A 21,442-nucleotide genomic window follows, 5' to 3' on the forward strand; every position below is an offset into this window, starting at 1 on the left:
CCCAATAAAGGCAGGCTTTCCAAAAGAAAGTCTGCCTTTATAAAAACGTACCGAGGCAAACAAGATGGAAAACACCACTTTGCAAGCAATCCTGAAAGAGCTTGATATCAATTTAAGCGATTATCAGGGCAGCGACATACACAGCATTTCTCCTATAGATGGCAAAAACCTGGCCAGCCTGCGCGCTGACACTGCAGCGGAAGTAAAACAGCGTGTAGATCGCGCCCATGCAGCATTTTTGCAATGGCGCAATGTGCCAGCACCGCGTCGTGGCGAGCTGGTGCGCCTGTTTGGTGAAGAACTGCGCACGCACAAGCTGGCCCTGGGCCAACTGGTGACGCTGGAAGCAGGCAAAATCCTGCAAGAAGGCCTGGGCGAAGTACAGGAAATGATCGATATTTGTGATTTCGCAGTTGGTTTGTCACGCCAACTGTATGGCCTGACTATTGCCTCTGAACGTCCTGGCCATCGCATGATGGAACAATGGCATCCTATAGGCGTAGTTGGCGTGATTTCCGCTTTCAATTTCCCTGTCGCCGTCTGGGCCTGGAATGCAGCACTGGCCTTTGTCTGCGGCAATAGTGTTACATGGAAGCCATCTGAAAAAACCCCGCTGACAGCCATCGCTACTCACGCCCTCTTCATGAAGGCAGTTGCCCGCTTTGGCAGCGATGCCCCGACTGGCCTGGCAGAATTGATTATCGGTGGACGCGATACTGGCGCACAAATGGTAGAAGACAAGCGCATCGCTCTGGTCAGCGCCACTGGCAGTACCCGCATGGGTCGTCAGGTTGCTGAAGTCTGCGCCAAGCGTTTGACTCGCACCATCCTTGAACTAGGTGGCAATAACGCGATGATAGTTGCTCCTAGTGCAGATCTGGAAATGGCTGTCCGTGCCATCACCTTCTCTGCTGTTGGCACTGCCGGACAACGCTGCACTACCCTGCGCCGCTTGTTCGTACATGACAGTATTTATGACACACTGGTACCACGTCTGAAAAAAATCTATGCAGGTCTGCCAGTCGGCAATCCTCTGGAAAAGACCACGCTGGTCGGCCCATTGATTGATGCAGGCTCTTTTGATGCCATGCAAAGCGCTTTGGCAATTGCCAAATCAGAACAAGGCCAGGTATTTGGTGGCGAGCGCACAGTAGTTGCTGGCAATGAAAATGGCTACTATGTCAGCCCGGCTCTGGTAGAAATGCCAGGTCAAACGGCGTCCATGCACCACGAAACATTTGCGCCCATCATGTACATCGTGCGTTACAAGGATTTGCAGCAAGCCATCAGCTTGAATAACGAAGTACCACAAGGTTTGTCGTCTTCGATCTTCACTACAGATATGCGCGAAGCTGAGACCTTTGTTTCTGCTGCTGGCAGCGACTGCGGTATCGCCAATGTCAACATCGGGCCTTCCGGCGCAGAAATTGGTGGCGCGTTTGGTGGAGAGAAAGAAACTGGCGGTGGTCGTGAATCTGGCTCTGACGCATGGAAAGCCTATATGCGCCGCACAACCAATACCTTCAATTACAGCAATTCATTGCCGTTAGCACAGGGCATCAGCTTTGATATTTGATCCAGATCAAATGTATTAGCTTCAAAAGACCGCCGAATGGCGGTCTTTAACTTTATAGCGTTGAGAATTCGTTTTACAATTTCCCATTCAGGAACGCGTTTGGCAGGAACAGCAAAAAGATTTATGAAAAAAGCACTTACTTGCACAGACATCAAACACTTGGAACAGTTACCAAATGTCGGCAAGGCAACGGTTGCCGACTTACAGCTACTGGGCATTACTGAGCCACAGCAGTTAAAAGGACGCAACCCCTACCAGATGTACGACGAACTTTGTACCGCAACCAAAGTCAGGCATGACCCCTGTGTCTACGACGTTTTCATTTCCATAGTAAAATTCATGGATGGTGAGCCACCTCTGGCCTGGTGGCACTACACTGCAGAGCGTAAAGCTCATCTTGCATCCCCCTCCTTACTATAAGCCTATTCCTGACAAGATTACTCAAGTTTGTTATACTTGACTAAAATGCTCAACAACTCAGGGCATTCAGCTTTTTCTTGCGTGGAGTACCCCGGAGTAATATATGCGACTGACCACCAAAGGACGTTTTGCCGTAACGGCAATGATAGACCTGGCTCTGCGCCAGGATAAGGGACCAGTGACTTTGGCCGGTATCAGCCAACGTCAGGACATTTCCCTTTCCTATCTTGAGCAATTGTTTGGGAAACTGCGTCGCCATGAAATCGTTGAATCCGTGCGTGGACCTGGCGGCGGCTACAATCTTGCCCGCAAGGCGCAAAATGTTACCGTTGCCGACATCATCATTGCAGTTGATGAGCCCCTTGATGCAACGCAGTGCGGTGGCAAAGGCAATTGTCATGGCAGCGACCATGAAAATGGCTTGCACTGCATGACACACGACCTGTGGGCGACGCTGAACGCCAAAATGGTCGATTACCTGGACTCTGTTTCCCTCCAGGACCTGGTCAATCAGCAAAGACAGAAAGCATCAGAAAACCATGTAGTCGTCATGCACCATACGCATGCCAGCCACATTGCCTCTTGAATATTTGGAGTTTTGAATGAACGCCCCCTTGGAAAAAAGCCTGCTCGACACCTTGAAGTCACCGCACTTCCCTATCTACATGGATTATTCGGCGACGACGCCGGTTGACCCACGTGTTGCTGACAAGATGATTCCCTACTTGCGTGCGCAGTACGGTAATCCGGCTTCGCGTAGCCATATGTATGGCTGGGATGCTGAAAAAGCTGTAGAAGATGCGCGTGCCCAAGTGGCTGACCTGGTCAATGCTGATCCGCGTGAAATCATCTGGACTTCCGGCGCGACGGAAAGCAATAACCTGGCACTCAAGGGTGCTGCAAACTTCTACAAGGCCAAGGGCAAGCATATCATCACGGTAAAAACCGAGCATAAAGCTGTATTGGATACCGTACGTGAACTGGAGCGCCAGGGTTTTGAAGCCACTTATCTGCAACCAGGTGATGATGGCTTGATCACGGTAGAACAGTTGAAAGCAGCTATCCGACCAGACACCATTCTCGTGTCCGTCATGTGGGTTAATAATGAAATTGGCGTCATCCAGCCTATCGCTGAAATTGGTGAATTGTGCCGTGAAAAAGGTATCGTATTCCATTCAGATGCAGCTCAGGCCACTGGCAAGGTGCATATTGACCTGGAAAATACCAAGGTTGACCTGGTGTCTTTCTCGGCCCATAAAACTTATGGTCCAAAAGGCATAGGCGCGCTGTATATCCGCCGCAAACCGCGCGTACGTCTGGAAGCGCAAATGCACGGTGGCGGCCACGAACGCGGTTTCCGCTCTGGCACACTGGCTACGCATCAAATCGCTGGCATGGGTGAAGCTTTCCGCATTGCCAAAGAAGAAATGGAAAGCGAACTGGCACACGTCCGCACCATGCGTGACCGCCTGGCAAAAGGTCTGCAAGAAATTGAAGAAACCTATGTCAATGGCGACATGGAACACCGTGTACCGCACAACCTCAATGTCAGCTTCAATTATGTTGAAGGCGAATCCCTGATCATGGCAATCAAGGATATTGCAGTGTCGTCCGGCTCTGCATGTACCTCTGCCAGCCTGGAACCATCATATGTACTGCGCGCACTGGGTCGCAGCGATGAACTGGCGCACAGCTCAATACGCTTTACCATCGGCCGCTTCACAACAGAAGAAGACATCGACTTTACGATAGACCTGCTGAAAACCAAAGTTGCCAAGTTGCGCGAATTGTCGCCGCTCTGGGATATGTACAAGGACGGTATCGATATCTCCACTATCCAGTGGGCCGCGCATTAATTTATATTCATTGCGCATTTGAAAAACGTAATTAAGAAATATCAAGGAGTATCAAAATGGCTTATTCTGAAAAAGTGTTGGATCACTATGAAAATCCACGTAATGTCGGCGCCTTTGAAAAAGGTGATGACACCGTAGGTACCGGCATGGTCGGCGCACCTGCGTGCGGCGACGTCATGAAATTGCAAATCAAGGTAGGCGCTGATGGCGTTATCCAGGATGCGAAATTCAAAACTTATGGTTGCGGCTCTGCAATTGCCTCCTCTTCCCTGGTGACTGAATGGGTCAAGGGCAAGACGCTGGATCAAGCCCTGGAAATCAAGAACACGGCAATTGCTGAAGAACTGGCACTGCCACCGGTCAAGATTCACTGCTCCATCCTGGCGGAAGATGCGATCAAGGCTGCTGTGCTCGATTACAAAAACAAGCACAGCGCCGAACAAAGCGCCTGAAACTAGTTTCAAGATTCGTTTCAAGAAAACCGGCAACAAAAGTTTAGTAGCAAAAAACTGGAATAAATATGGCTATCACACTCACAGAAAAAGCGGCAAAACATGTGACCCGTTATATGGAACGTCGCGGCAAAGGCATAGGCCTGCGCTTTGGGGTACGTACAACCGGCTGCTCAGGCATGGCTTACAAGCTTGAGTATGTGGATGAAGTCGGCAACGACGACCAGATTTTTGAATCGCATGGCGTCAAGGTATTTGTTGACCCTAAAAGCCTGCCTTATATTGATGGTACAGAGCTGGACTTTGCCCGCGAAGGCTTGAACGAAGGCTTTAAATTCTACAACCCCAACGTCAAGGACGAATGTGGTTGTGGCGAAAGTTTCAGGATTTAAGGCTGGCGCAGATGCAGAATCATTTTGAGCTGTTTCAGTTACCGCAGCAGTTTGCACTTGATCAGGGACAACTGGATGCAGCTTATCGTGAGGTGCAGAATCAGGTGCATCCGGACAAGTTCGTGCAAGCCAGTGAAGCTGAAAAACGCGTCGCCATGCAATGGGCAACCAGGGCCAACGAGGCGTATCAAACATTGAAAAAACCGCTGAAACGCGCACGCTATCTATGTGAATTGCAGGGTGTGGATCTACAGACAGAATCCAACACCTCCATGCCTGGTGCGTTTTTGATGCAACAGATGGAATGGCGTGAATCCTTTGACGACGCACGCCAGGATAATAATGAAGCTGCCTTGCTACGTCTGGAGCGCGAACTGAACAGCGCCTTAAGAACGCAATTGCATGCGGTTGGCAACTCGATAGACCTGGGAAACTTTGAAGAAGCTGCGCTGCAAATCCGCACCTGCATGTTTCTGGAAAAATTTATTGCCGATATCGCTGCTCTCGAAGAGTAATTTCAAATAACCCGGTAAATGCGGCTATGCCGATTTGCCATTTTTTAGATGCTTAGCCATCCCCCCATTTCATCATGGCATTACTGCAAATTTCTGAACCTGGCATGTCCACAGCTCCACACCAGCACAGGTTGGCAGTAGGCATAGATCTGGGCACCACCAATTCCCTGGTTGCAACCGTACGCAATAGCATCCCTGAAGTATTGAATGATGAAGAAGGTCGCCCTCTGCTGCCTTCGGTTGTACGCTACCTGCCAAATGGTCACGCACATATCGGTTTCAAGGCGCAGGCTGAGCAAAGCAATGACCCAAGAAATACGATAGCCTCAGTGAAGCGCTTCATGGGCCGCGGCCTGAAAGACATCGCCTACGCTGAAAACCTGCCTTACGATTTTCATGATGAACCTGGCATGGTGCAAATCAAGACCGTGGCTGGCATCAAGAGCCCGGTAGAAGTATCAGCACAAATTCTGGCCACTTTACGCCAGCAGGCAGAAGACGCACTGGGCGATGACCTGGTTGGTGCAGTCATTACCGTTCCCGCTTATTTTGATGATGCGCAAAGACAGGCAACCAAAGATGCAGCCAAACTGGCTGGGCTGAATGTCTTGCGCCTGTTGAATGAACCTACTGCAGCAGCAATCGCCTACGGCCTCGACAATTCATCAGAAGGCATCTATGCCGTCTATGATCTGGGTGGCGGCACCTTCGACATTTCCATTTTAAAAATGAGCAAGGGTGTATTTGAAGTCTTGTCCACCGGTGGCGACTCTGCACTGGGTGGCGATGATTTTGATCACCGCCTTTTTTGCTGGATATTGCAAGAATCAAAACTTGCGCCTTTGTCTGACGAAGATACCAGTGCACTGATGGTGAAAGCGCGCGAAGCCAAGGAAATTTTGTCCAGCAAGCCCAGTACTTTTATTGATGCAAAGCTCAATTCTGGCGAATCCGTGCATTTGCAAATCAGCGCAGCAGCATTTGCCGAAATGACGCAGAACCTGGTAACGAAAACGACTACGCCTTGCCGCAAAGCCCTGCGCGATGCCAGCCTGACGGTGGATGATATCGATGGTGTAGTACTGGTTGGCGGTGCAACCCGCATGCCACATGTGCGCAAGGCTGTCGGCGAATTCTTCCAGACTACACCCTTGGCCAATATTGATCCCGACAAGGTAGTGGCACTTGGCGCCGCGATACAGGCCAATCTGCTGGCAGGCAATCGCGCCCCTGGTGATGACTGGTTGCTGCTGGATGTGATCCCACTGTCGCTGGGTGTGGAAACCATGGGGGGCCTCGCTGAGAAGGTCATTCCGCGCAACTCCACCATCCCCTGCGCCCGCGCACAAGAATTTACTACCTTCAAAGATGGACAAACCGCCATGGCTATCCATGTCGTGCAAGGCGAACGTGAGCTGGTCAGCGAATGCCGCTCGCTGGCGCGCTTTGAATTGCGCGGCATTCCTGCCATGGCTGCCGGCGCTGCACGCATACGCATTACTTATCAGGTCGATGCCGATGGACTGCTGTCTGTCTCGGCGCGTGAACTGCGCTCAGGCGTAGAAGCAGCGATTACCGTCAAGCCATCCTATGGCCTGGCCGATGACGAAATCACACGCATGCTTCAGGATTCTTTCACCTCAGCAGATGCCGACATGCAAGAACGTGCCTTGCGTGAAGAAAGTGTGGAAGCTGAACGTATTTTACTGGCCACTCAATCTGCCTTGAACGGCGACGCCCAATTGCTGAATGATGCAGAGCAAGAACAGATCAAAGCATTGATGGATCAGGTCATCAAACTGAAGGATGGCAAAGATCATCAGTTACTCCACGCTGCCATCACTGCACTCGCCGACGGCACGGAAGAATTTGCTGCACGTCGCATGGATCAAAGCGTGCGCAGTGCATTGGCCGGAAAAAAACTGGATGAGATTACCTGAGCGATATTACTTCATACCGATCCAGACAACATTAATACATATTGAAATAGCCAGATTACGAGAACAACATGCCACAAATTATTGTCTTGCCACACCCCCAGCTTTGCCCAGAAGGAACCGTTATTGATGCGCCGGAAGGCAAATCACTGTGCGAAGCCCTGGTTGAAAGCGATGTGGAAATCGAGCATGCATGCGAAATGTCTTGTGCCTGCACCACTTGCCATGTGGTCGTGCGCGAAGGTTTTAATTCATTGAATGAATCTACTGATGATGAAGAAGACTTGCTCGATGCTGCCTGGGGACTGGAAGCAACTTCACGCCTGTCCTGCCAGGTCAAACTGGGCAAGCAAGATATCACCATCGAAATCCCCAAATACACCATCAACCACGCGCGTGAAAATCATTGATCATTAAGCATTTCTTACGCACCTGCCCTTAGCATTTGTAAACGTGGAGCTCAACATGAAATGGACTGACACCTTCAGAATCGCCGAAGCACTTTGCGATAAATTCCCTGGCGTTGACCCACTGACGGTACGCTTCACTGACCTGCACAACTGGGTCGTCGATCTGGAAGAATTTGATGACGACCATGCACGCGGTGGCGAGAAGATACTTGAAGCCATACAAATGGCCTGGATAGACGAAACCAAATAACTCCGGATACACCCTTCCTGCAGGCGCACTCCAACCACCGCTTCAAATAACAATTTGCCCATTTTTGGACATTTGGACACACAGAGTGAACACTCAAGAATCATAACTTGCTGAAACGCAAAAAACCTTTTAGTATTTTAGAATTGTTTGTGCGATCATCGAGCGTAATTATCCATGTCTGATCTGTAAATGAATGTCTGGTGAGAAAATGCATTCTGCACCGCCTGACTATACCCTCCGGGAAGTGTTGCACAAGGACCTCGCAATGCAGTTTCGACATCTTTTATCTGCACTACGCAGCCGAATCACGCTAAGGTTGGCGATTATTCTGGCTGTTGTATTCGGATTGACCGTCCCCGCTGCCATACTCATTCCTTATCACCTGCATACGATAGAAACTGCGGCCCAGCTCAGGAACGCAGAAGACCATAATCGCCTGGTCGAAATCCTTTCCGTCATCTTGAGTGAACCTCTGTGGCAAATCACGCCCGAGATTGCCAATATCTCCAGCGAAGTGGTGTATTCCGACCCCAGGGTAGCAACCATAGAAGTCATCACCCTGCCCGACCGCAAGGAATTCATCAAGAACGACACCAGGAAAAAGACCCAGAAAGGTCCTTTCACCAGTATGGTCAGAGAGATCAAGCATGGTGGACAGGTAATAGGTCAAGTAAGACTTACCCTTGCTGAAGACTTGCTGCAAGAAAGCCTGGCATCTGATTTCCGGCGTTATGTCACCACAGCTGTGCTTTCACTGATATTGGCTATCCTGTTTATTCTGGTGGTATTGCAATGGCGCCTGGTTCAGCCAGTCAGGATACTCATGGGTGAATCTGACCGGTTGGCAAATGGTGAACTGAATGACCCTATTGCCTTGAACCGTGAAGATGAACTGGGCCATCTGGCAACCAGTCTGGAAGCCACTCGTCAGGCCTTGCAAAGGTCTTTTGGCGAGCTGGAAATCAAGAATCAGCAATTGCTTGAATACTCAGGCACGCTGGAATCCAAGGTGCGTCAGCGCACGCAAGAGCTGGAAACTGTCAATCAAAATCTGGAAGCTGCCCTGAATAACGTGAATTCTGCACAGGCAGAACTGGCTCGGGTCGAGCGCATGGCAGCACTGGGTTCCATGGTGGCAGGTGTGGCGCATGAATTGAATACTCCGCTAGGTAATTGTCTGCTGGTTGCCAGCACCCTGGAAGAAGAAACCCGTAATCTGGTCAGGATGGTAGAAGAAGGCAAGATGAAACGCTCTGACCTGACACGTTATGCAACCACGGCGGTAGACTCCACTAAGTTATTGTTGCGCGGCCTGCAGCAATCTGCCCATCTGGTTGGCGACTTCAAGCAAGTGGCAGTTGATCAGTCCAGTGCCCAGCGTCGGCAATTTGCCTTGCTGGTCATGTTGCAGGAACTCACTGCCCTGCTGCATTCAAGCTTACGCAAAACCCCCTTTACACTGGAACTTGATATCCCTGGCGAAATACAGCTGGACAGCTACCCGGGTCTATTAGGCCAGGTTTTTACCAATCTGGTTAATAATGCAGTGGCTCATGGACTGGAAGGACGTGAAGAAGGTCATATGCGCTGCACTGCCACACAATTAGGTGAGTACGTCATCATCATTTTTGAAGACAACGGCAAAGGTATTTCGGCAGAGATTATCAACAGGATATTCGAACCCTTCTTTACCACCAAATTTGGCCAGGGCGGTAGTGGCCTGGGTCTGAGCATTACTTTCAATATCATTACCAATGTGCTCGGCGGCAGCATTCATGCAAGCAGTGTAGTTGGCCAGGGAACCAGATTTGAAATCAAATTACCACTGGTAGCGCCAGGCGAGCCTGAATCCAGCAATCCTCTACTGAGCAAGCGCTAAACCAAAAAACTGCTCCGCAAAAGTCTGGCCTACGCATACTTCAGGCCAGACTACTCAGATTACTTACAATGCAATCAAGTGTTTTCTCTTGCCCTAAGGTATACTATTGCCTTAGCAAAGATAGCAACTCAAGATAGCACTTCTACATAGCAATTTATTAAGTACCATGCACCAATACCTTGACTTCATGCGCCATGTGAAAGAACACGGCACTCAAAAAACCGACAGAACCGGCACTGGCACAGTGTCTGTCTTTGGTTATCAGATGCGCTTTGACTTGAGCAAGGGTTTCCCTCTGGTGACAACCAAGAAGCTACATCTCAAGTCCATTGTCCATGAACTCATCTGGTTTTTGGCGGGCTCCACCAATATTAAATACCTGACCGACAATGGCGTCTCGATCTGGAATGAGTGGGCAGATGCCAATGGTGACCTTGGCCCGGTCTACGGTTCACAATGGCGCAACTGGCCTACACCAACAGGCGAGCACATAGACCAGATCAAACAGGTCATTGATCAGATACGCAATAATCCTGATTCTCGCCGCCTCATTGTCTCTGCGTGGAATGTCGCCGACATCCCGCAGATGAAACTGCCGCCCTGCCACATGATGTTCCAGTTCTATGTCGCCGATGGCAAGCTGTCCTGTCAGTTATATCAGCGCAGTGCCGATATCTTTTTGGGTGTGCCTTTCAATATCGCATCCTATGCCTTGCTGACTCATATGGTAGCGCAACAGACTGGTCTGGAAGTTGGTGATTTTATATGGACTGGTGGTGATTGCCACTTGTATTCCAATCACATGGACCAAGTTAACGAACAGTTATCACGTAGCACTTTGCCACTGGGTCAATTGGTCATCAAGCGCAAACCTGAATCCATCTTTGATTATCAATTTGATGATTTTGAGTTTGCCAATTACCAGTTCCATCCCGCGATCAAAGCGCCTGTTGCAGTTTAAGTCATGGATTCATGAACATGTCATCTTTAAGTATTATTGTTGCAACCGATTCCAAGCTGGGTATAGGCGTGGATAATAAATTGCCCTGGCATTTGCCGGAGGATCTTGCCCATTTCAAACGCACCACCAGCGGCCACGCCATCATCATGGGCAGAAAGACGTTTGAATCCATAGGCCGGGCATTGCCTGACAGGCGCAATATTGTGGTTACGCGTAATCATGAATGGCAGCATGCTGACGTAGAAACCGTGACTTCACTTGATGCTGCCCGCGCTTTGCTGAATGATGACTTGGCCTACATTATTGGTGGGGCAGAGATTTATCAGCAAAGCATGGACTTGGCCAATGAACTGGTCGTGACTGAGATACAACAGGAATTTGCATGTGATGCTTTTTTCCCTGCGATCAATCCGCTACTATGGAAAGAGACAAAGAGAGAAAAACATTACTCTGAAGCAAAAAATTTACACTTTGCATTTGTCACTTATAAAAAGATTTAGGATTACTATGTCAGGACACGGGTTTCACGTACACGGGCCGCATGATCATGAGCTGGAGCATGCAGCCCACGGCAATGATGATTTCGCCAGCAAAATCGCAGTAATGACTGCCATTATGGCAACTGTAGGTGCCTTGTTTGGGTACGAAGGTGGTGCGACACAAAATGATGCCGCCATGTTCAAGAATGATTCTGCCATTAAAAAAACAGAAGCATCGAACCAATGGAATTATTATCAGTCCAAATCCAGCAAGCAAAATCTGGCTGAGCTGGCAATGGTTATCCCTGGCTCTGATGCTGCAAAATACAAAGCAGAAGTTGAGCGTTATAAGCTAGAAAAAGAAGATATCAAGAAAAAAGCTGAAGCATTGGAAAAAGAAAGCCTGGCCTGGGAAAAAAAATCCGAAGAAGCCTTGCATCAGCATCATCGCTGGGCCCAGGCGATGACAGCTGTGCAAATTGCCATATCCCTGGCAGCAATCACTTTGCTGACCAAGAAAAAGTGGTTGCAATATGCCTCATACGGCGTGGCTGGAGTTGGTGTAGTACTGGCGGGACTTGCTGCACGCCATATATAACAAAGACGAGAACATAATGAAAAAAATACTCGGTATCACATTGTTGGCGATGGCCTGCTCCGCAGGGGCGCAGACCTCACAATTTGTGCAACTGGTTCCCACTAGCTACCTGCCCAAGGATGTAAATTTTTCTCTGGGTGCCGCTGCGCTCAGTCTGCCTAAATATACTGGTTCCGATGAGCGTCGCCTGGCTGCTTATCCCATGTTTGATGCGCAATGGAAAAATGGTGCGTTCTTCAGCGCCGTTAATGGTCTTGGCTATAATTTCTCAAAGAACGCCAGTCTGCAGTACGGCCTGCGTATGTCGCTGGAAGCCGCACGTGATGAGTCCCGCTCCAGCAAATTGCGTGGCTTGGGTGATGTCAACATGGCAGTTGAACCCGGTGCCTTCCTCAATTACAACATAGACCAGAACTTTTCTCTGGCATCGTCTGTACGTTATGGTTCCGGGGTGGATCACAATGGCGTACAAGTCAGCTTTGGCGCGCGTGCAACTACCTTGCTGAGCCCACAACACAGGCTATCTGCCAGCATCGGTGCCAACTGGGTTAATTCTGCCTATATGCAGTCTTACTTCGGCGTGACGGCGGCACAATCTGTCTCCAGCGGTTATGCGCAGTACACCCCATCCTCAGGTATCTCTGACATCAAACTTGGTGCCAGCTGGCATTGGAATATCGACAATAACTGGTCACTGACTACTGGCGCATCGGTGAGCCGCCTGAACGGCGATGCTGGCAGAAGCCCATTTGTGTTCCAGAAAAATCCTGTCACCATCTTCTCTGCAGCAAGTTATCGCTTCTGACGACTATTATTGCAATATTCATCACAAAAAGAGTACTTGCAAAAGTACTCTTTTTGTTTATGTTGCATAGTCAGATTGCGCAGCGAAGCTGATTAATTAAATAAAATTCATCTTGAGCCACATTTAGCGATGCAAGATATGGTGCTATTACTAATTTGATGACAATCAGATGAAATTTTGCATTTCATGTCAGAATCCTGCGATTTTTTCACATCAGCCCTCACATATCTGAGAGAATTCGCTTCTTTGAATTTTCGGCGCGCAAGCGGTTGATTTAACTTGCCCAGGCGTCTCCCTTGTAACAAGCTTTTTTGGAGACCTCCATGAAATTCCGCTTCCCCATCGTCATCATCGACGAAGACTTCCGTTCTGAAAACACTTCCGGCCTGGGCATACGCGCACTTGCAGACGCCATAGAAAAAGAAGGCATGGAAGTACTGGGTGTGACCAGCTATGGTGACTTATCCCAGTTTGCCCAACAACAATCTCGCGCCTCTGCCTTCATCCTGTCGATTGACGATGAAGAATTTGGCGATGGCACTGATGAAGAGACAGATTACGCCCTGAAGTCCCTGCGTGCCTTCGTCGAAGAAATTCGCTACAAAAATGCGGACATCCCGATTTACCTGTACGGTGAAACCCGTACTTCCCGCCATATTCCGAATGATATCCTGCGCGAATTGCACGGTTTCATTCACATGTTTGAAGATACGCCAGAGTTCGTGGCACGTCATATCATCCGTGAAGCACGCTCTTACCTGGATGGCCTGGCACCACCGTTTTTCCGCGCGCTGGTACATTACGCCAATGATGGCTCTTACTCCTGGCATTGCCCGGGCCACTCCGGTGGCGTAGCCTTCCTGAAGTCGCCTATAGGCCAGATGTTCCATCAGTTCTTTGGTGAAAACATGCTGCGTGCCGACGTGTGTAATGCGGTTGAAGAACTGGGACAATTACTGGATCATACCGGCCCGGTTGCCGCGTCTGAACGTAATGCCGCACGCATTTTCAATGCGGATCACTGCTATTTCGTGACCAATGGCACCTCGACCTCCAACAAGATGGTCTGGCATTCCACGGTTGCACCTGGCGACATCGTCGTGGTGGACCGTAACTGCCATAAATCCATTTTGCACTCCATCATCATGTGTGGTGCGATACCGGTTTTCCTGATGCCTACAAGGAATCACCTGGGCATTATCGGCCCTATCCCGCTGGAAGAATTCAGCATGGAAAGCATACAAAAGAAGATAGAAGCCAATCCTTTTGCACGCGAAGCGAAGAACAAGAAACCACGCATCCTGACCATCACGCAATCAACTTACGATGGCGTGCTGTACAACGTCGAAGTATTGAAAGACTTGCTGGATGGAGAAATCGACACCCTGCACTTTGACGAAGCCTGGCTGCCACACGCAACCTTCCATGACTTTTACAAAGACATGCATGCAATCGGCAAAGACAGGCCACGTGCTAAGAAATCGATGATTTTCTCTACCCAGTCCACGCATAAACTGCTGGCTGGTATCTCACAGGCATCGCAAATTCTGGTACGCGAGTCCGAGACACGCAAGCTGGACCGTGACAGCTTCAATGAAGCTTATCTGATGCATACTTCGACTTCGCCACAATATTCGATCATTGCCTCTTGTGATATCGCAGCAGCCATGATGGAAGCGCCTGGCGGCACGGCACTGGTAGAAGAATCCATCCTCGAAGCCCTGGATTTCCGCCGCGCCATGCGCAAGGTAGATCAGGAATGGGGCAAGGATTGGTGGTTCCAGGTTTGGGGGCCAGAAGAATTTGCAGCGGATGGAATTGGTTCACGCGAAGACTGGATGATACGTGCCGAAGATGACTGGCATGGTTTTGGCAAACTGGCACCAGGCTTCAATATGCTGGACCCTATCAAGGCCACTATCGTCACACCAGGTCTGTCGCTGGAGGGTAAATTTGGCGAGACAGGTATTCCAGCCTCTATCGTCACCAAATATCTGGCTGAGCATGGTGTTATTGTTGAAAAGTGCGGCCTGTATTCCTTTTTCATCATGTTCACCATCGGCATCACCAAAGGCCGCTGGAATACCCTGCTGACTGCCTTGCAACAGTTTAAAGATGACTACGACAAGAACCAGCCTATGTGGCGCATCTTGCCGGAATTTGCTGCGGCCAACCCTCGCTATGAGGGCGTGGGCCTGAAAGATCTGTGCCAGGGCATACATGAAGCCTACAAAGGCCATGATGTGGCACGTCTGACGACAGAAATGTATTTGTCAGACATGCAGCCAGCGATGAAGCCATCAGATGCATTCGCCATGATGGCTCACCGTGAAACCGAGCGTGTATCGATTGATGAGCTGGAAGGTCGCGTCACGGCGATTTTGTTGACACCTTACCCACCAGGTATTCCCTTGTTGATTCCTGGTGAACGCTTCAACCAGACTATTGTTGATTACCTGCGCTTCGTACGCGACTTCAATGAGAAGTTCCCCGGCTTTGAAACTGATTGCCATGGTCTGGTCAAGGCAGAAGTTGAAGGCAAACGCGGCTATTTTGTTGACTGTGTCAAATCCACAGCAGAAAGCGGTAAGTAAGGCTATCAATCAATAAAGCTTTAACTGGCCTTGGCAAGTCACACCAAGCCTGGCTTTTTCAGTCTGACAGAGCACTTATTGCCATTCGCTGGCAATAAGTGCTTTTTATTATACAAACGCACAACAAGTCGCTTAATTTGCTCCAATTTTCGATATACAATCAGATCGATAATTAAGATTATGGATACGGGAAATGGGTGGTGCAACAGGACTAATGCCGATCAAGCATGCTGAAATCAGCGTAGGTCAAACTGCGCCCTGGCCTATCTATGATGAGCAGGGCCACTTGCTGATGGCATCCGGCGTCAAAATTGAAAGCCAGCATCAGCTCGAAGGCTTGCTTGAACATGGCTATTGCAACCCAGATGCCATGTGGGACACCATACCATCAAAACTCACACCCATTTCCAAGGCATCGCAATCTACTGCAACAAGCTCAGGCCCTGCTGCACAAGACGCACACAAAGATGTATTAATGGAATTAGACAGCGTACGCTGGAACGTGGGCGAAATCCTGTATCTGCAGGTCCACGATCATACTGCCGTACGCTACACGGTCAAGTTGATCGGCTTCGTCAAAAATATGTCCATCATGGTGACTGCACCCACCATAGATGGCAAGGCAGTCATTATTCGTGACGGACAAACCTTCATCGTACGTGCATTTCCAGGCAAGAAGGCTTATGCGTTTACCGCATCTGCCATCAAATCCGTTTACTCGCCCCACTCTTACCTGCATATTTCTTACCCCAAGCAAGTTCGCTGTACAACCATACGCCAGGGTTCACGCGCAAGCGTGAAGATCATCGCATCCGTTACCATTGGTGACCCGGAACAAACCGCTGCAGCCACACTGGGTGACTTGAGTATGGGCGGCGCTTCTGGTGTGATGAAAAAAGCAGTTGGGAAAAAAGGCGATGTGGGTGTCATAAAATTCAAAGTCAGTGCAGCAGGAAATGATGAATACCTGACTTTGAATGTCATCTTACGTTCACAGGCCCCTACAGAAAATGGCTTGGAATACCGGCACGGGTTTGAATTCGTTGATGTCTCGGCACAATCCAAATTGATACTGTCCGCCTTTGTTCACCAGACTCTGGCCGAGATGGATTAATCCAGCACGCCAAATAAACTTGTTTTAAATATCTTGGTGCTTGCAGAACTGACACTAAAAATGGCAGTAGCTTTACATTTGCTTACCATTAATAGTCGTTTATGTGATGCCTAACTGTTTGTTACACTTTATGGTCAATGGTGGTAAGGGCTTGGATTAGAATTGCCTTCCAGAATGTATTATCTGAGTGTGGACAATTAGGAGTCACCATGCCAATCATCAAGCTACCCGCAATCAGGCAATGCTTGCTTGTTTTATCTGTTTTCTTACTGAGTTCCTGTGGTGGCGATCAAAAAACCAGCTCAACAACCGGCGAACCTGCTGCTGCCCCTCCAACGGTATTAGAACGACTGTTTGCGCCAGCACCCGTAGTAACCAGTACGACCATCAGCTTTGGCGGCAATCGTTCAAATTACACTATTACGCCAACCAGTTTTGGCTACTCAGTCAAAGACAATATTGGCACGGATGGCACTACCAGTGTTGACACCAGTATTCAGCAACTGATCTTTAAAGATGTCTCAGTCAATCTGCAGATCGCCAGCCTGTCAACCAGCATTGCTGCCAACGATTTGAATAACATCATTGAGCTGTATATTGCCTATTTCAACCGCGTCCCCGATGCGAATGGACTGGCTTACTGGATTACTCAATTCAAAAATGGCGCGACCATAGAACAGATAGGTGATTCTTTTTATGTCGCAGCCATACAGGATGCGGCCTTGACAGGCTATTCACCAAACGCCACCAATGTTGATTTTGTTACCAATGTTTATCGCAACGTACTGAGCCGCACACCACCCGACAAGGCTGGCTTGGATTACTGGGTAAATAGCCTGGCCAATGGCACGGTAACGCGTGGTATTGTAGTACGCTCCATGCTGATTGCCGCCCATGGCTACGCGGGTGACGCAGTCAATGGCTGGGTAAGCAGCCTGCTCGACAATAAAACCAATGTTGCCAAGAATTTTGCGATACAGCAGGGCTTCACCTATCTTCGCAAAGAAGATTCCATCACCAAGGGAATGGCGCTGGCCTCAACTGTCACGCCTACAGATTCCAGCATTGCCAATGGCATGATACAGGCCTTGGTGGGCTTTCAGGCCACCAATAGCAATGCCCCTACTCCGGCACAGGCATCACGCTTTTTGGCGCAAGCCAGCTTTGGCGCTAACACAACAGAAATCAATAGTCTGACCGGCAGCAGCTATAGTGCCTGGATAGACAAACAACTGGCGATGCCACAGAAGTTGCATCGCAGTTACATGGATGCGCAAGCCGCCGGCTTCATCAATGGCCTGAGTGATTTGAGTCAGAATAATTTCTTCGAATCATTCTGGCAGCAGGCCATCAAAGGAGATGACCAGTTAAGGCAACGTGTCACCTTTGCGCTTTCGCAAATATTTGTCGTTTCCTTCCAGGATAGTAATGTTGCCAACTACCCGCGTGGTGTCGCTGGTTATTACGATACGCTGGGTGCCAATGCCTTTGGCAACTTCCGCAATTTGCTGGAATCTGTCAGTCTGCATCCAATGATGGGCACTTATCTGACGTCTTTGCGCAATCAAAAAGAATCCGGAACCCAGGTTCCCGACGAAAATTATGCCCGTGAAGTCATGCAGCTCTTCACTATTGGCCTGTACCAGTTGAATCAGGATGGCACTTACGTCCTGAACGGTGGCAAACCAGTAGAGACATATTCCAGTGCAGATATTGCGGGCCTGGCCAAAGTGTTTACAGGCTGGAGCTGGGCTGGCCCCGACAAGAATGACAACCGCTTTTTTGGTGGCAATCCTGATGCCAACCGCGATTGGTTGCCCATGCAAGGCTACCCCAAGTATCACTCTGTTTCTGCCAAGACCTTCCTGGGCGTGACCATCCCTGCGCAATCTCCAGCCAATCCGGACGCCAGTTTAAAAATCGCTTTGGATACCCTCTTCAATCATCCAAATGTCGGCCCCTTCATAGGCAAGCAACTGATACAACGCCTGGTGACCAGCAACCCAAGTCCACAATATATTTCGAGGGTTGCTGCAGCCTTCAACAACAACGGTTCAGGTGTCCGGGGTGACATGCGTGCTGTCATCAAGGCGATCTTGCTGGACAATGAAGCCCGCAATGACACAACCCTGACATTCGCCAATACTGGCAAACTCAGGGAGCCGGTATTGCGACTGGCGAACTGGATGCGGGCATTTAATGTGAACTCCACTTCTGGTCGCTTCCTGTTGACCAGCACGGACGATCCATTAAGCGGCTTATCAGAAACACCTATGCGTTCGCCTACGGTGTTCAATTTCTATCGCCCAGGCTATGTACCGCCAAATTCTGGCATCGCCAACGCTGGTCTGGTGTCACCAGAAATGCAAATCACTGGTGAGACTTCTGTCGTCGGCTATCTGAACTTTATGCGCGATGTGATTCCGAATGGCACAGGCTCGTCACGTGACGTGAAAGCGGATTACAGCAGTCTGATCGCTTTGGCCGCAACTCCAGATCAATTAGTTGACCAATTGAATTTGACACTGATGTCGAATCAGATGAGCAGCAATTTACGCAGCCAGATTTTGACAGCGGCAAATTCGGTCACCATACCGACCAACAACACAGCCAATGCAGATACAGCGAAAAAGAATCGCGTCTACCTGTCAATTTTCCTGACTATGGCTTCACCTGAATATCTGGTCCAAAAATGAACGGGATCCATCATGACTAAAGTGAATGCTTCGCGCCGCGAATTTTTACGCGTCTCTACTGCCCTCGGTGCTGCTGGCGCCGCAGGTAGCGCCAGCCTGCCCTTTGCCATTAACCTGGCGACCATGGGTTCTGCCGCTGCACAAACTTCATCCGGCGGCTACAAGGCTCTGGTGTGCCTGTTCCTGTATGGTGCCAACGATCATGCGAACACCGTATTGGCAACTGACAGCACGTCGTGGAATCAGTACCTGACTGTACGCACGACCAATGAGGCAGGCTCCATTGCCTTGCCCGCTGTCGGCAGTAGCGGTGGTGTCTTGCCTCTCAGCCCGACTACATCCCAGGCTGGCCGCAGCTTTGGGCTACACCCGCAACTGGGGCCGCTAAAGAGCCTGTTTGACAGTGGCCGTGCCGCCATACTCAGCAATGTCGGTCCTTTGATCGTGCCAACTACTCTGGCGCAATACAAGGCTGGCAGTGTACCCTTGCCACCAAAATTGTTTTCCCACAATGACCAGCAATCACTGTGGCAAGCCTATGCACCAGAAGGTGCAGCCTATGGCTGGGGTGGGCGTATGGGTGACATGCTGGCTTCCAGCAATGCCTATCCGGTGTTTACGGCGATATCGACTTCTGGCAATGCCGTTTTCCTCGCTGGCCGTACTGTCAATCAATATCAGGTCAGCGCGTCAGGTGCAGTGCCTATCGGGGGCCTGACCGGCAGCTTGTTTGGTTCCAGCGCAGCTGGCAATCCCTTAAAAAATATCATTGCATCGGACACTGCCAATCTGTTCCAGAAAGAACATGCAGCAGTCACCAATCGCTCCATCAATGCACAAAGCCTGCTCAGTCCTGCGATGGCACCCGCAGGTGCTACTGGCGTCCCCAACCCCACACAATACACCAATCCGAACAATGGCAATCTGGCCAATAATGGCCTGGCATCTCAATTGCAAACAATTGCCAGGATCATCGCCGGACGCAGCGCTCTGGGCGCACAACGGCAAGTATTTTTTGTCAGTCTGGGCGGATTTGATACTCACGATGTCCAGCGCACTGCCCATGCAGATCTGATGGCCAGGCTTGCGCATGCCATCAGTTATTTTGACGGTGTCATGGGTAACTTGCAGGGTACTGATATGCGCAAGCAGGTGACCTTGTTCACGGCTTCGGATTTTGGCAGAACCTTTACCAGCAATGGTGATGGCACGGATCATGGCTGGGGCTCACACCATTTTATCGTGGGTGGCGCAGTCAAAGGCAATGGTATTTATGGTGAATTCCCAGTCACAGGGCTCAAGCATAGTCTGGACGTAGGTTCAGGAAGTTTGCTGCCGCAGATTTCTGTCGATCAGTATGGTGCTACCCTGGCGAACTGGTTTGGACTGAGCACAACTCAAATCAATGATATTTTCCCGAATATCGTGAATTTTTCAAATCGCAATCTGGGGTTTATGGCCTAGTGCTGTGGCCTGATACTATTGCTTGATATGTGGCCTGGTCCACAATGCAGCACTTCATGCTGAAGAGCATGAAATGCTGCAAATCAAAAGATGGATCTGGCTGTCAGGGTAGTGAAACGTTCCAGCGCATAAGTGCCTGCCAGCGAGTTGCCTGTTGCGTCCAGCCCTGGTGACCAGACAGCTACAGCAAGCTCTCCTGGCACCAGCGCCAAAATACCACCACCAACGCCACTCTTGGCTGGCAAACCCACACGATAAGCAAAATCACCTGCTGCGTCATAGGTGCCGCAAGTCAGCATCAGTGCATTCAGGCGCTTGGATGAGCTGGCATCCAGAATCTGCTGCCCACTCCAGGGTACGCTGCCATGATTGGCGAGGAAGCTGCCTGCCTTGGCCAATTCAGCACAAGTCATGGTCAGCGAGCATTGACGGCAATAGCTGTCGATAACGGTTTTGACGGGGTTGTGCAGATTGCCAAAATCTTTCATCAAATGCGCGATCGCATAATTACGGTGCGCGGTCTGGCGCTCAGACTGCGCGACTGCTATATCAAAATCAATGGTGGGCTCGCCCGATATGGTCCTGGCAAACTGCTGGACGGCAATATCCGACTGCACAAAGCGGGCCGACAAGATGTCAGCAATGACCAGCGCGCCCGCATTGATAAATGGGTTACGCGGCTTGCCACGTTCATATTCCAGCTGCACCAGGGAGTTGAAGGGATTGCCGGAAGGCTCACGCCCCACGCGCTCCCAAATCGCATCACCTTCACGGGAAAATGCCAGCGCCAGCGCGAACAGTTTGGTGACGCTTTGCAAAGAAAACTTTTGCTGGCTGTCGCCTATGTTGTACGTGCTACCATCCAGGCAATACACGGCCATACCAAAATGCTGGGCCGACACTTTGGATAACTCAGGAATATAAGAAGCCACTTCCCCCTGAGACAATAAAGGCTGGACTTCAGAAAAAATGGTCTGAAGTATGGCTGCGTAATCCGGCTGCATGAATTTCTTGTATTGAGTCTTGTATTGAGTCTTGTATTGA

20 protein-coding genes are annotated in these 21,442 nt (G+C 49.9%); 19 read left to right on the plus strand and 1 reads right to left on the minus strand.

Annotated features, from left to right (window positions below; all coding sequences use genetic code 11):
- The first annotated feature begins 64 nt into the window (after positions 1-64).
- The 19 genes from amaB to AC07OI_RS03970 all read left to right on the plus strand — a co-directional run bounded on the left by amaB (position 65) and on the right by AC07OI_RS03970 (position 20,398).
- Positions 65-1,576 (plus strand): L-piperidine-6-carboxylate dehydrogenase, encoded by a 1,512-nt coding sequence (gene amaB, locus AC07OI_RS03880; RefSeq protein WP_492703075.1) that lies wholly within the window; start codon positions 65-67, stop codon positions 1,574-1,576.
- 36 nt (positions 1,577-1,612) lie between these two features.
- Complete coding sequence (locus tag AC07OI_RS03885) at positions 1,613-1,996, plus strand: helix-hairpin-helix domain-containing protein (protein WP_495256360.1); 384 nt, start codon at positions 1,613-1,615, stop codon at positions 1,994-1,996.
- A 103-nt stretch (positions 1,997-2,099) separates the two neighbouring features.
- On the plus strand, positions 2,100-2,582 hold the full coding sequence (gene iscR / locus AC07OI_RS03890; protein ID WP_423004543.1) for a Fe-S cluster assembly transcriptional regulator IscR: 483 nt from the start codon (positions 2,100-2,102) through the stop codon (positions 2,580-2,582).
- Between the two features lie 16 nt (positions 2,583-2,598).
- Entirely contained in the window at positions 2,599-3,852 is a 1,254-nt protein-coding gene (locus AC07OI_RS03895) for an IscS subfamily cysteine desulfurase (RefSeq protein ID WP_495256361.1), read from the plus strand.
- A gap of 56 nt (positions 3,853-3,908) precedes the next feature.
- On the plus strand, positions 3,909-4,304 hold the full coding sequence (iscU, locus tag AC07OI_RS03900) for a Fe-S cluster assembly scaffold IscU (RefSeq protein WP_186951509.1): 396 nt from the start codon (positions 3,909-3,911) through the stop codon (positions 4,302-4,304).
- Between the two features lie 68 nt (positions 4,305-4,372).
- The gene (gene iscA, locus AC07OI_RS03905) at positions 4,373-4,696 is read left to right on the plus strand and encodes an iron-sulfur cluster assembly protein IscA (protein WP_110253627.1); all 324 of its coding nucleotides are present in this window, start codon (positions 4,373-4,375) and stop codon (positions 4,694-4,696) included.
- 11 nt (positions 4,697-4,707) lie between these two features.
- Positions 4,708-5,211: a Fe-S protein assembly co-chaperone HscB gene (gene hscB / locus AC07OI_RS03910; RefSeq protein ID WP_423011923.1), complete on the plus strand. Its 504-nt coding sequence runs from the start codon at positions 4,708-4,710 to the stop codon at positions 5,209-5,211.
- A gap of 74 nt (positions 5,212-5,285) precedes the next feature.
- A complete protein-coding gene (hscA, locus tag AC07OI_RS03915; protein WP_495256362.1) occupies positions 5,286-7,151 on the plus strand; it encodes a Fe-S protein assembly chaperone HscA in 1,866 nt (621 codons plus the stop codon).
- A gap of 68 nt (positions 7,152-7,219) precedes the next feature.
- Positions 7,220-7,558 carry an ISC system 2Fe-2S type ferredoxin gene (gene fdx, locus AC07OI_RS03920; RefSeq protein ID WP_422952628.1) on the plus strand — a complete coding sequence of 113 codons (339 nt, stop codon included), beginning with the start codon at positions 7,220-7,222 and terminating at the stop codon, positions 7,556-7,558.
- Between the two features lie 55 nt (positions 7,559-7,613).
- Positions 7,614-7,808 carry a Fe-S cluster assembly protein IscX gene (gene iscX / locus AC07OI_RS03925; protein WP_492703067.1) on the plus strand — a complete coding sequence of 65 codons (195 nt, stop codon included), beginning with the start codon at positions 7,614-7,616 and terminating at the stop codon, positions 7,806-7,808.
- A 265-nt stretch (positions 7,809-8,073) separates the two neighbouring features.
- Positions 8,074-9,687, plus strand: coding sequence for a sensor histidine kinase (locus AC07OI_RS03930; protein ID WP_492703065.1), 1,614 nt, complete (start codon positions 8,074-8,076; stop codon positions 9,685-9,687).
- Positions 9,688-9,853: 166 nt separating this feature from the next.
- Positions 9,854-10,648: a thymidylate synthase gene (locus AC07OI_RS03935; RefSeq protein WP_492703064.1), complete on the plus strand. Its 795-nt coding sequence runs from the start codon at positions 9,854-9,856 to the stop codon at positions 10,646-10,648.
- 17 nt (positions 10,649-10,665) lie between these two features.
- On the plus strand, positions 10,666-11,148 hold the full coding sequence (locus AC07OI_RS03940; protein ID WP_495256363.1) for a dihydrofolate reductase: 483 nt from the start codon (positions 10,666-10,668) through the stop codon (positions 11,146-11,148).
- 7 nt (positions 11,149-11,155) lie between these two features.
- Positions 11,156-11,725 (plus strand): DUF4337 domain-containing protein, encoded by a 570-nt coding sequence (locus AC07OI_RS03945; protein WP_492703061.1) that lies wholly within the window; start codon positions 11,156-11,158, stop codon positions 11,723-11,725.
- Positions 11,726-11,741: 16 nt separating this feature from the next.
- The gene (locus AC07OI_RS03950) at positions 11,742-12,530 is read left to right on the plus strand and encodes a MipA/OmpV family protein (protein WP_495256364.1); all 789 of its coding nucleotides are present in this window, start codon (positions 11,742-11,744) and stop codon (positions 12,528-12,530) included.
- Positions 12,531-12,853: 323 nt separating this feature from the next.
- Positions 12,854-15,124, plus strand: a complete 2,271-nt coding sequence (locus AC07OI_RS03955; protein WP_495256365.1) for an Orn/Lys/Arg family decarboxylase — start codon at positions 12,854-12,856, stop codon at positions 15,122-15,124.
- Between the two features lie 193 nt (positions 15,125-15,317).
- A complete protein-coding gene (locus AC07OI_RS03960) occupies positions 15,318-16,238 on the plus strand; it encodes a flagellar brake protein (RefSeq protein WP_492703057.1) in 921 nt (306 codons plus the stop codon).
- Positions 16,239-16,447: 209 nt separating this feature from the next.
- A complete protein-coding gene (locus tag AC07OI_RS03965) occupies positions 16,448-18,934 on the plus strand; it encodes a DUF1800 family protein (RefSeq protein ID WP_495256366.1) in 2,487 nt (828 codons plus the stop codon).
- A 12-nt stretch (positions 18,935-18,946) separates the two neighbouring features.
- Complete coding sequence (locus AC07OI_RS03970; RefSeq protein WP_492703054.1) at positions 18,947-20,398, plus strand: DUF1501 domain-containing protein; 1,452 nt, start codon at positions 18,947-18,949, stop codon at positions 20,396-20,398.
- Positions 20,399-20,481: 83 nt separating this feature from the next.
- On the opposite strand, the gene AC07OI_RS03975 is transcribed toward AC07OI_RS03970, so the two are convergent.
- Positions 20,482-21,402, minus strand: coding sequence for a glutaminase (locus AC07OI_RS03975; RefSeq protein ID WP_492703053.1), 921 nt, complete (start codon positions 21,400-21,402; stop codon positions 20,482-20,484).
- Positions 21,403-21,442 lie beyond the last annotated feature (40 nt).

This window comes from Undibacterium sp. GW821-FHT07F11, assembly GCF_059418665.1.

Excerpts from the sequence above, each read along its gene's own strand:
- AC07OI_RS03950 (WP_495256364.1), top strand. The coding sequence starts at position 11,742 with ATGAAAAAAATACTCGGTATCACATTGTTGGCGATGGCCTGCTCCGCA.
- AC07OI_RS03885 (WP_495256360.1), top strand. The coding sequence starts at position 1,613 with ATGGCGGTCTTTAACTTTATAGCGTTGAGAATTCGTTTTACAATTTCC.
- AC07OI_RS03965 (WP_495256366.1), top strand. The coding sequence starts at position 16,448 with ATGCCAATCATCAAGCTACCCGCAATCAGGCAATGCTTGCTTGTTTTA.
- AC07OI_RS03940 (WP_495256363.1), top strand. The coding sequence starts at position 10,666 with ATGTCATCTTTAAGTATTATTGTTGCAACCGATTCCAAGCTGGGTATA.
- AC07OI_RS03930 (WP_492703065.1), top strand. The coding sequence starts at position 8,074 with ATGCAGTTTCGACATCTTTTATCTGCACTACGCAGCCGAATCACGCTA.
- AC07OI_RS03955 (WP_495256365.1), top strand. The coding sequence starts at position 12,854 with ATGAAATTCCGCTTCCCCATCGTCATCATCGACGAAGACTTCCGTTCT.
- AC07OI_RS03935 (WP_492703064.1), top strand. The coding sequence starts at position 9,854 with ATGCACCAATACCTTGACTTCATGCGCCATGTGAAAGAACACGGCACT.
- AC07OI_RS03960 (WP_492703057.1), top strand. The coding sequence starts at position 15,318 with ATGGGTGGTGCAACAGGACTAATGCCGATCAAGCATGCTGAAATCAGC.
- iscA (WP_110253627.1), top strand. The coding sequence starts at position 4,373 with ATGGCTATCACACTCACAGAAAAAGCGGCAAAACATGTGACCCGTTAT.
- amaB (WP_492703075.1), top strand. The coding sequence starts at position 65 with ATGGAAAACACCACTTTGCAAGCAATCCTGAAAGAGCTTGATATCAAT.
- iscU (WP_186951509.1), top strand. The coding sequence starts at position 3,909 with ATGGCTTATTCTGAAAAAGTGTTGGATCACTATGAAAATCCACGTAAT.
- AC07OI_RS03975 (WP_492703053.1), bottom strand. The coding sequence starts at position 21,402 with ATGCAGCCGGATTACGCAGCCATACTTCAGACCATTTTTTCTGAAGTC.
- AC07OI_RS03895 (WP_495256361.1), top strand. The coding sequence starts at position 2,599 with ATGAACGCCCCCTTGGAAAAAAGCCTGCTCGACACCTTGAAGTCACCG.
- AC07OI_RS03970 (WP_492703054.1), top strand. The coding sequence starts at position 18,947 with ATGACTAAAGTGAATGCTTCGCGCCGCGAATTTTTACGCGTCTCTACT.
- AC07OI_RS03945 (WP_492703061.1), top strand. The coding sequence starts at position 11,156 with ATGTCAGGACACGGGTTTCACGTACACGGGCCGCATGATCATGAGCTG.
- fdx (WP_422952628.1), top strand. The coding sequence starts at position 7,220 with ATGCCACAAATTATTGTCTTGCCACACCCCCAGCTTTGCCCAGAAGGA.
- hscA (WP_495256362.1), top strand. The coding sequence starts at position 5,286 with ATGGCATTACTGCAAATTTCTGAACCTGGCATGTCCACAGCTCCACAC.
- iscR (WP_423004543.1), top strand. The coding sequence starts at position 2,100 with ATGCGACTGACCACCAAAGGACGTTTTGCCGTAACGGCAATGATAGAC.
- hscB (WP_423011923.1), top strand. The coding sequence starts at position 4,708 with ATGCAGAATCATTTTGAGCTGTTTCAGTTACCGCAGCAGTTTGCACTT.
- iscX (WP_492703067.1), top strand. The coding sequence starts at position 7,614 with ATGAAATGGACTGACACCTTCAGAATCGCCGAAGCACTTTGCGATAAA.